General features: G+C 64.4%; 8 protein-coding genes. All 8 read left to right on the top strand.

Annotated elements, in window-relative coordinates:
* Positions 1-539 (top strand): type VI secretion system-associated protein TagF (gene tagF, locus ACE04F_RS27610; protein WP_486110724.1); only part of this gene is annotated, 539 nt, incomplete at its 5' end.
* Positions 540-1,271 carry a PP2C family protein-serine/threonine phosphatase gene (locus ACE04F_RS27615; RefSeq protein WP_434570876.1) on the top strand — a complete coding sequence of 244 codons (732 nt, stop codon included), beginning with the start codon at positions 540-542 and terminating at the stop codon, positions 1,269-1,271.
* Positions 1,268-4,354: a serine/threonine-protein kinase gene (locus tag ACE04F_RS27620; RefSeq protein WP_486110726.1), complete on the top strand. Its 3,087-nt coding sequence runs from the start codon at positions 1,268-1,270 to the stop codon at positions 4,352-4,354. Before ACE04F_RS27615 ends, ACE04F_RS27620 begins: the two co-directional genes overlap by 4 nt.
* Positions 4,354-5,070, top strand: a complete 717-nt coding sequence (locus ACE04F_RS27625; RefSeq protein ID WP_486110799.1) for an ABC transporter ATP-binding protein — start codon at positions 4,354-4,356, stop codon at positions 5,068-5,070. Before ACE04F_RS27620 ends, ACE04F_RS27625 begins: the two co-directional genes overlap by 1 nt.
* On the top strand, positions 5,070-6,266 hold the full coding sequence (locus ACE04F_RS27630; protein WP_486110728.1) for an ABC transporter permease: 1,197 nt from the start codon (positions 5,070-5,072) through the stop codon (positions 6,264-6,266). The genes ACE04F_RS27625 and ACE04F_RS27630 overlap by 1 nt, the downstream gene beginning before the upstream one ends.
* Positions 6,259-7,986: a formylglycine-generating enzyme family protein gene (locus ACE04F_RS27635; protein WP_486110730.1), complete on the top strand. Its 1,728-nt coding sequence runs from the start codon at positions 6,259-6,261 to the stop codon at positions 7,984-7,986. The genes ACE04F_RS27630 and ACE04F_RS27635 overlap by 8 nt, the downstream gene beginning before the upstream one ends.
* Before the next feature lie 85 nt (positions 7,987-8,071).
* On the top strand, positions 8,072-9,016 hold the full coding sequence (gene tagQ, locus ACE04F_RS27640) for a type VI secretion system-associated lipoprotein TagQ (protein WP_486110732.1): 945 nt from the start codon (positions 8,072-8,074) through the stop codon (positions 9,014-9,016).
* Between the two features lie 361 nt (positions 9,017-9,377).
* Positions 9,378-9,758 carry a helicase gene (locus ACE04F_RS27645; RefSeq protein ID WP_486110734.1) on the top strand — a complete coding sequence of 127 codons (381 nt, stop codon included), beginning with the start codon at positions 9,378-9,380 and terminating at the stop codon, positions 9,756-9,758.
* The last annotated feature ends 44 nt before the right edge of the window (positions 9,759-9,802 follow it).

The following is a 9,802-nucleotide window of genomic DNA, read 5'->3' on the forward strand; positions in this document are numbered from 1 at the left end:
CCAGCCAGGCCAGCCTCGGCGAGTGTTGGCTGGACGCTTATCTGGTCAGCCCGCTGTGGCGCTTCATGGTCGCGCCCGGCGTTTGCGGGCCGGACGCTGCGGTGGGCGTGGTGATGCCAAGCATCGACCGGGTCGGGCGGTATTTTCCGCTGACCATCGCGGTATTGCTCGATCCGGAGGCTGACCCGGCCTCGGTGGTCGGCGGCGCGGACGACTGGTTCGAGCGGGTCGAGAACCTGCTGCTGAGCACACTGAACGTGGAGGCCAGTTTCGAAGCCTTCAACGCGGAGCTGGAAACCCTGGACGGTCCGATGTACCTGTCGCGCACTCCGAGCAGTCGCTTTGCCAGCCTGCATCGCTTCGATGCCACCGATTCGCAGCGGCGAATGAGCGCCCTCGCCGAGTCCGCTTGCGAAGGCGTCAGCCTGTGGTGGGGCCAGGGTTCGGAGCGCATCGCGCCCGGTTTGATGCGCTGCCAGGGACTGCCGGCGGCGGCTGATTTTGCGCAATTTTTGCTCGGCCAAGAAGGTGTTGTGTAGATGCGTCCAAGTGCTGGAAAAGCCTTCAAGTCTGCAAGCAAGAGCCATGTCGGCATGGTCCGCCAGGTCAACGAGGACGCCTGCCTGGACCTGCCGGAAAACGGTTTGTGGGTGGTCGCCGATGGCATGGGCGGGCACGCGGCGGGCGACTACGTCAGCAGCCTGATCGTCGACAGCCTGCGTAGCATTGCGGTGGGCCGCTCGCTGGACGAATACATCGCGGCGCTGCAAAGCGACCTGCTGCGGGTCAACGCCGCCGTGCGTGAAGAAACTGCCAACCGTGGCGTGACCATGATGGGCAGCACCGTGGTGGTGCTGGCCACGCGGGACCTGCGCGGCATGTGCCTGTGGGCCGGTGACAGCCGCTTGTACCGTTTGCGCGACGGCGTGCTGGAAGGCATCTCGCGCGACCACAGCTACGTCCAGGATCTGCAGGACAGCGGCCTGCTCAGCGAGGCCGAAGCCCGCGTGCATCCGCGGGCCAACATCGTCACCCGCGCCATCGGCGTCGAGGCGCAATTGAACCTGGCGATGACCGAGCTGCTGCTGGTGCCCGGCGACAGCTACCTGCTGTGCAGCGACGGCCTGACCAAGACCGTCGAGGACGAAGAAATCCGCGAAGTATTGAGCCACGACGAGCCCGGCGAAATCGCCAGCAGCCTGGTGTCCCTGGGCCTGATGCGCGGCGCGCCGGACAACATCACCGTGGTCGTTGTGAAGGTGCCGTCATGAGCTTGCCCCTGAATATTGTCATCCCCGGCTACGACATCGACGGCGAGATCGGCGAAGGCGCGATGGCCAGCGTGTACCTGGCGACCCAGCGTTCGCTTGAGCGCAAGGTCGCGTTGAAAGTCATGGCCGCGGCGCTGGCGGCCGACCCGACGTTCTGCGAGCGCTTCTTGCGCGAGGGCAAGACCCTGGCGCGCCTGTCGCACCCGCACACCGTCACCATCCATGACATCGGCAATGTCGGTGAGCTGTACTACATGGCAATGGAATACCTGCCCAACGGCACGCTCAAGGAACGCATCGCCGCGGGCCTGACGCCGGAGCAGGGCCTGACCTACATCCGTCAGATCGCTTCGGCCCTGGGTTACGCCCACGGGCTGGGCCTGGTGCACCGTGACGTCAAGCCGGCCAACATCCTGTTCCGCGCCGACGGCACAGCAGTGCTCTCGGACTTCGGTATCGCCAAGTCCCTGGACGACCGCACCCAGTTCACCCAGGCCGGGTTTGCCGTCGGCACGCCCAGCTACATGAGCCCTGAGCAAGCCCGCGGCCAGGACATCGACGGCCGCGCCGATCTCTATGCCTTGGGCGTGGTGCTCTACGAGATCCTCGTCGGTAAGCTGCCGTATATCGGCAACGACGCGCTGTCCACGGCGCTGGCGCACCTGACCGAACCGCTGCCGGAATTGCCGGTGCACCACGGTCGTTACCAGGAAGTGCTGCGCAAGCTGCTGGCGAAGGATCCGGCGGAGCGTTTCGCCGATGCGGCGGCGTTGTTGCGGGCATTGGATAACTTGCCAGAGGAATCGTCGGAAGCGACGCTGATCCGGCCGTTGTCGTTTGAACTGCCTGTCGCGCCGCCATCAGTGGATGACTTGGCGGGCTTGACGCCCATGTCCATCGACATTCCCAGTGGCCCGGCTTACGCACAACCGCAGCCCAAGCCGGTCCCGCCGCCGGTAAAACCGACGCCTCAGTCGACGGTATCGGAGCAACGCAAGCGGCCGGTGTTCGCCCTGGCCGCCGTTGCGGTCGCCGTGGCGCTGGCCTTGGGCGGTGCAGGTTATTGGTGGTTGGCCGGCGACGACGGCAAAAAAGTGCAGACGCCGGTGGCGACGACCACCTCGGTCAAGCCACCGGAAGTGAAGCCACCGAAGGCCCCGGAAGTGCCAGCGGTCAAGCCTCCCGTCGCCCCTCCGGCTCAGCCCCCCGTGGCGGCCGAGGCCGATGGCGGCCAGCGACCATTGCTGATGGCCGGCAAAAAAACCCTGTTCCAGCGTGTGCTCAGCAAGCCGGGGGCGAAACTCGTCGACGCGCCGGGCGCCGCAGCGGGCAAGTCGCTGCCGGCGTTCTCGGTGTTGTATGTGTATCAGCGCAAGGATGTGGATGGCAGCGCCTGGGTGCGGGTCGGCGCGGCCACCGACGGGCGCAGCGACGGCTGGCTGCCCGCGGCCCAGGTCAGCGACTGGAAACAGAGCCTGGTGCTCAAGTTCACCGAACGCTCCGGCCGTGCGCCGGTGATGTTCCTGCGCCAGCCCGGCGAAGTGGAAAAGCTCCTGGCGAACCCTTCGGCCGCGAAAAATGCGTTGCTCAAGGCCCAGCAAAGCCCCCAGGACAACCAGCAAGTGCTGGCCCTGGAACCGGCCGCCAGCGCCGTGCCGCAAAACCAGTTCTACCTGTTGCCGATCTTCGATTCGCGCGAAAGCTTCGACGACAACGGCCAGCCGGTGCAGTTGTTGAACGTCGCCTCCATCGACCCCGGCAACACGCAAAAGGCCGCGACCAACACGCCGATCACCACCGCCAACGCCGACGCATTCCGTACCGCCGTGGTGCTGGTGGTGGACACCACCGTGTCCATGCAGCCGTATATCGATCAGGTCCGCGACGTGGTGCATCAGTTGCAGACCCGCATCGGCGAACGTGGCGAGTTGGACAGCGTCAGCTTCGGCATGGTCGGTTTTCGCAGCAGCATCAAGAAAACCCCGGGCCTGGAGTACACCGCCAAGACTCTGATCACGCTGGAGCAGGGTCGCGACCCGCAACGCTTCCTGGAGATGGCGCGGCAGGTCGAGGCGTCTACCGTGTCGAGCCATTCGTTCAACGAGGATGCGTTTGCCGGGGTCATGGAAGCCGTGGAAGGCATGGACTGGTCCGGTTACGGCGGGCGCCTGATCCTGCTGGTGACCGATGCCGGTGCCCTGCGCAAGAACGACCCGTTCGCCGCGACGCAGATGAACGAGGCCGAAGTGCGCCAGGCCGCGTTGGGCAAGCAGATCAAGATCTATGCCTTGCACCTGCTCAGCGACGCTGGCAAGAAAACCCACGCCGGCGCCCAGACCCAGTACCGCACCTTGACCGCCGACGCCAACCCGCAGATCGGCGACCTGTACATCCCGGTGCCGGGCGCTGACGTGCGCAAGTTCGGCGAGCGGGTCGACGAGATCGGTTCGGTGTTCGCCGATCTCGTGCACCAGGTGCGCAGCAACAAGCCGCAAAGCGTGCCGCTGCTCAGCGCCGCGCCAAGCCTGGCGGACAAATCGGCGGCGGTCGGCTACGCCATGCACATGGATTTCCTCGGACGCAAGAGCGCCAGCCAGGCGCCGCAACTGATCAGCGCCTGGACCGCCGACCGCGACCTGACCAACCCGGCGCTGCCAGCGTTCCAGGTCTGCGTGATGCTGACCAAGCTGCAGCTCAACGACTTGCAGCAATCGCTGAAGCTGATCGTCGACGCGGCCCGCAAGACCCAAAGCTCGCCCAAGGATTTCTTCCAGGAAATCGCCAGCGCCAGCGCCTACATGAGCCGCGACCCGTCGGCCCTGCGCAAGGGCGGCAATCTCGCTACCGGCGGGGTACTTGGCGAATACCTGGAAGGGCTGCCGTACCGCAGCAAATCGCTGAACATGACCCAGGACCTGTGGCTGTCCTTGAGCGTGGCCGAGCAGGAGGATTTCATCGACGAGCTGGAGTCGAAGATCCGTCTCTACGAAACCTTCCACAACGACCTCGCCAACTGGGTGCGTTTCGGCGATGCCGAGCCGGGCGATGCCTTGTATCGCGTTCCGTTGTCGACGCTGCCGTGATGCTGAACCTGAACGCCGTGCACAAAAGCCGGGGCGCCGGCAGCCAGCGCTACAGCCTGGTGATTCCACGGCTGCAACTGCGTGGCGGTGAACAACTGGCGGTGGTCGGCCCCAGTGGCTGCGGCAAGAGCACCCTGCTGGACTTGCTCGCCCTGGTGCTGGCGCCGGATCAGGCCGGGCAATTCGATTTCACGCCCGCCAATACGCCACTGGACATCGCCAAACTGTGGCGTGCGTCGCAACAGGACACCTTGGCCGAGCTGCGCAGCCGTCACCTGGGCTATGTTCTGCAAACCGGAGGCCTGCTGGGCTTCCTGGATGTGCGCGGCAACATCGCGTTGTCGCGCAAATTGCTGGGCTTGAAGGATGACGGCAGCGTGACGCGCCTGGCTGGACAACTGGACATCGCCGATCAACTGGACAAGAAACCGACGGACCTGTCCGTCGGCCAGCGCCAGCGGGTCAGTTGCGCCCGCGCTTTGGCCCATGGCCCGCGCCTGCTATTGGCCGATGAGCCGACCGCCGCGCTGGACCCGTTGAATGCCGAGCGCGTCATGCAGCTGTTGGTGACCCAGGCCCGCGAGCAGGGTGTGTGCTGCGTCGTTGCCACCCATGACGAGGCACTGGCCCGCGCCAGCGGCTTGCAGGTGCGGCGCATCAGCTGCCGTCGCGACACGGACGGCGGCGTCACCGCCACCCTTGGGGAGGCTTGCTGATGCGCGGCGCGCTGGTGGCTTCCCTGGCTTGGCAGGATTATCGCAACGACGCCTGGCTGTCGGCCTGTTCGGTGCTGGCGTTGGTCGCCGTGGTGGCGCCGTTGCTGGTGTTGTTCGGCCTGAAGTTCGGTCTGGTCAGCAGCTTGACCGAGCGCCTGGAGCGTGACCCGGCGACCCGGGAAATCATCCCCCTGGGCGGTGGCCGTTTCAGCGGCGGATTCGTCGAACAACTGGGGCAGCGCAGCGACGTCGCTTTCGCCTTGCCACGTACCCGGCAGATCGCGGCCACGGCGGACCTGAGCAATGAGGCTTCGGCGGTCACGGTCGAAATGATTCCCACGGCGCTGGGCGATCCGCTGCTCGACCAACTGCCGGTGCCGCAAGGCCTGGGGCAAGTGGTGCTCAGCCAGACCGCCGCGGAAAAGCTCGGCGCCAAGGCTGGCGATTGGTTGCAGGCCAGTTTCGGCCGGCGGGTGGCCGGTCGCAGCGAGGCGCAGCGCACACGGGTGCAGGTGCTGCACGTGCTGCCGCTGGAGGCCTTCGCCCGGGACGGTTTGTTCGCGCCCCTGGCATTGCTCGAGGCGGCCGAGGATTACCGCGACGGCCGTGGCGTGCCCGCGTTCGGCTGGCCGGGCGATGCGCTGGGCGAGGCCGGGCAGCGGGTTTATCCGGCGTTTCGTTTGTATGCCCGCAGCCTCGGTGATGTCGAGCCGCTGCGCCAGTACTTCGCCGGTCAGAACCTGCTGGTGTCGACCCAGGCCCAGACCATCGCACAAGTGCAATCGTTGAGCCGCAACCTGTCGATCGTGTTCTGGATCATCGCCGGGCTGGCACTGGCCGGTGCGTTTGCGGCGATCTTTGCCGGAGCCCTGGCGGCCGTCGAGCGCAAGCGCCGGGAGCTGTCGGTGTTGCGCCTGTTGGGTGTGTCCACCGCGGCGCTGTTGTTGTTCGTGGTCTTGCAGGCGCTCTACAGCGCCACGTTTGCGGCCTTGCTGAGTGCTGGCCTGTATGGCCTGGCGCAGTCGGGCCTGAATCATTTATTTGCGCAGATGCCCGGCGAATACGCCAGCCATCTGCTGGTGCGTCATTACACCTTGGCCCTGGCGGCCGTGCTCGGCGTCAGTGCCGTCGCGGCGGCCTGTGGCGGCTGGCGGGTGGCGCGCATCCAGGCGTGTGAAGGAATTCGCGATGTATAAGTTATTGGGCGCCGCCGTGGCGCTGAGCCTGGCCGGTCTGGTCTGGGCTGATGAAGGCACGGATAAACTGGACAACCCCAAGCCATTGCCTGACGACGTCAGCCTGCCGCTGCCGTGCGAGGGGCAGATGGTGTTCCGCTACGTCTACATCCTCGCCCAAGGCACCCTGGACGACCGCGAGATCAGCCTCGGCTACCCGTTCAGTGAAGGCGAGGCGGGCTATCAACAGTCGTTCATTTCCGGCTACCGGCGCGATTTCATCAACGGCCAGTTCACCCTCAAGGATTTGCCCAAGGACTGGAACAAGACCATCACGCCGTTGATGCCCAAGACTGACGCGAAGACGCCGCTCAAGCCGATGCTGTACTTCATCGGCAAGTACGAAGTCACGGCCCGGCAATACGCCCAGGTCATGGCCCAGGCCCAGTCGCTGGCCAGCGGCGAAGCGGCGCCAACTTGCGAGGCGCTGTTAGCTGAATTGCCCCAGGGCATGGCCGGGCGCTTGCCCAAGGTAAAGCTGTCGAAATTCGAGGCCGAGCGCTTCTCGGCGGTGTACAGCGCCTGGCTGATGAAATACCACAAGGACCTGTTGCCGGTGAGCGGTCGCGGTACTTCCGCTGAAGACGGCGGGCTGGGCTTCGTGCGCCTGCCCACGGAGGTGGAATGGGAATTCGCTGCCCGTGGTGGGCATGCCGTGAGCCGCCAGGACCTGGAAGGGCGATTGTTTCCCCGACGCCTGGAAGGCAGCGAGAGTGACGGTCCGTTGGCCGATTGGGCGGTATTCAACCAGGTCGCCGGAGGCACCGGCCAGGCAGCACGGCTGATGCCCATTGGCACCAAGCTGGCGAACCCGATCGGGTTGTTCGACGTGGTCGGCAACGCCGCCGAGATGGTCCAGGAATCCTTCCAGCTTGTGCACGCCGGCCGCCGTCAGGGCGCCTATGGCGGTTTTGTGGTCAAGGGTGGCAACTACCTGGAAGGCGAGGGCACGTTGTTTACCGGCATGCGCCGCGAGTATCCGTTGTTCGCCGCCGACGGCACCGAACAGAGCAACGAAACCACCGGTTTTCGCGTGGCCGTCGGGGCGTTGTCGGCACCGCGCTCGCGCTACAAGGAACTGTTCGCCCAATGGCAGAAGGAAGGCCGGCTCGCGTCCCTCACCGATGCCATCGACGATGCCGACGACCCGACCAAACGCCTGGACAGCATCATCGCCGCCAGCGCCGACCCGCGCCTGCAAGCCGAGCTCGGGCTGGTCAACGAAGAACTCAAGCGCAACGTTTCGCTCATCGCCCAGCAGCGCGAGGAAGCGGCGGGCAACCTGATCCAGTCTTCGGCCCTGGTGGCGGAAACCATCAACAACTACAACATTCGCCTGACCAACCTGCAGAACAGCCGGCAGGCAGCCCTGGACGCCAAGGACGAGGCCAGCGCGACGCTGTTCGCCACGGCCATCGACAACGGCCGCAGTGCGCTGGATGGCGCGGTGGCGATCTACATCGACAACCTGGCAACCGGCACGCGCTACACCGATGCCGTGATCCAGGCGCAGTTCCAGCGCATCAAGGAAGAGTTGGAGCGCAAACCGGTACTGGGCAAGAGCCTGGTGGCGCGTGCAACGTTATTCGTTCGTCATGTCGGGGATTATCGTCAGCAGAAACGAGCCGACCCGGCGGCGATATTGAAGGAATTGCTCGCATCGAATGCTCAGCGGTCTTGAGTATTCGTTGTCAGCGAGCTTGGAAGGGACTCAGGCGGCGATAGGGCTGTGCTGAGCTGGTCAAAACTTAAACGAGAACACAACTATGCTTTTCTCCCGTAAACCTTTTGCTTCGGTTTCCAAGCGTCATTTGCTGATGGTCGCTGTTGGCTTCAGCACCGTGCTGACCGGCTGCGCCACGTCGCCGACCTCCAAGGTCGCTTCGAGCACCAAGGTCGAGTACTACCCGAACTGCTACGAGCCGGTGCAGCACCTGCGCTCCACTGAAGGCAACATGACCAAGTCGGTTGTCACCGGCGCAGCCGTCGGCGCCGTCGGCGGTGCCCTGCTGGGCGCGCTGACCGCCGACAAGGAAGACCGTGGCCGCAATGCCGCCATCGGTGCCGCGGGCGGCGCCCTGGCCGGTGGCGCAGCCGGTTACTACACCGAGCGCCAGAAGCAGATCGCCGATGACAACATGCGCATCGCCTCCTACGCCGCCGATGTCAGCAAAAGCGCTTCGGACATCGACCGCAGCACCGCGTACGCCAAGGCTTCGCAACAGTGCTACCAGAACGCGTTCAGCAAACTGGTCGCCGACCGCAAGGCCAAGACCGTCAACGACACCGAAGGCCGCAAGCGCCTGGCGGAAATCGTCGCCGGCCTGAAAGAATCCAACGACCTGATCGTCGCCGTGAACGGCAAAGCCGCCGAAGACCTGAACAACTACACCCAGGCCTATGAAAAAGACCTGCAGCAAGTGGGTGTGCAGCGTACTGACGTGGTGACCGTGGCCACTGCTGATACCACTCAAGTCGTGGCGGCACAGACCAGCACCAAGAATAAAAAGAAAGTGACGCCGGCGAAGAAGCCTCCGGTACTGCCAACCGTGCCGAAAGAAGCGGTCGCCACCGAGAAGACCCTGCAGACCGCCAAGGCCAAGCAGGATGAAGGCAAGCAGGTCGCCAGCGCCGGCACCACCCAGGTCAACAGCATGTGCAAAAACCCGGACCTGGGCGACTGGGCACCGGTGCCTTGCCCGAATGTCTGATTGAGCGATGACGGTTGGTCACTTCCTCAGGGGAGTGATCACCGCGTAAAACCTGTGGGAGCGAGCTTGCTCGCGATAGCGTCCGTTCAGTTGGCATTGATGTCGACTGAGGCACCGCTTTCGCGAGCAGGCTCGCTCCCACAGTTGTTTTTGTGGTGGCTGAAGATCAGCAACAAACCCAATCCCCTGTGGGAGCGAGCTTGCTCGCGATAGCGTCAGTTCAGTCGACATAAAAAACGTGACTTGGCAGTCATCATGCCGAATTAAAAGCCTATCTCCCGCAAAACGGATTCGATGATGGCGTTCTGGCACAGAATCGCTAAACTGCGCCGGCCGTTCATTTTCTCACGAGGCTGTGCCCATGAAATTTCGTTTGCTGCTGTGGATGCTCGGGTTGTTGATGGGCAAGGCCAGTCGTAACAATCCGGCGTTCCAGCAACAATTGGCCGACCGGGAGCTGGTGTTCCAGCTGCAAACCCTGGACGGCAAGGTCGCCCGGCATTACACCGTGAAGAACCAGCGCATCACCAGCCACGCCGGTGTCTACCCGACGCCGGCCTTCGCCATCGCGTTCAAGGATGCAGCCTATGGCTTCGCCACGATGCAGGCGAAGAACAAGCAGTTGGCATTCATGACCGGGATCCAGGACAAGTCGATCCAGATCAAGGGCAACCCGGCGCTGGTGATCTGGTTTCAGGGGTTGATGAAGTACCTGAAGCCGAAGAAGCCGAAGAAGGTTTAGCCGAGATCCCCTGTTTGGCCCGGGGTCATGGTTAACACCCGTGG

This window comes from Pseudomonas sp. AGC41 (assembly GCF_057334555.1).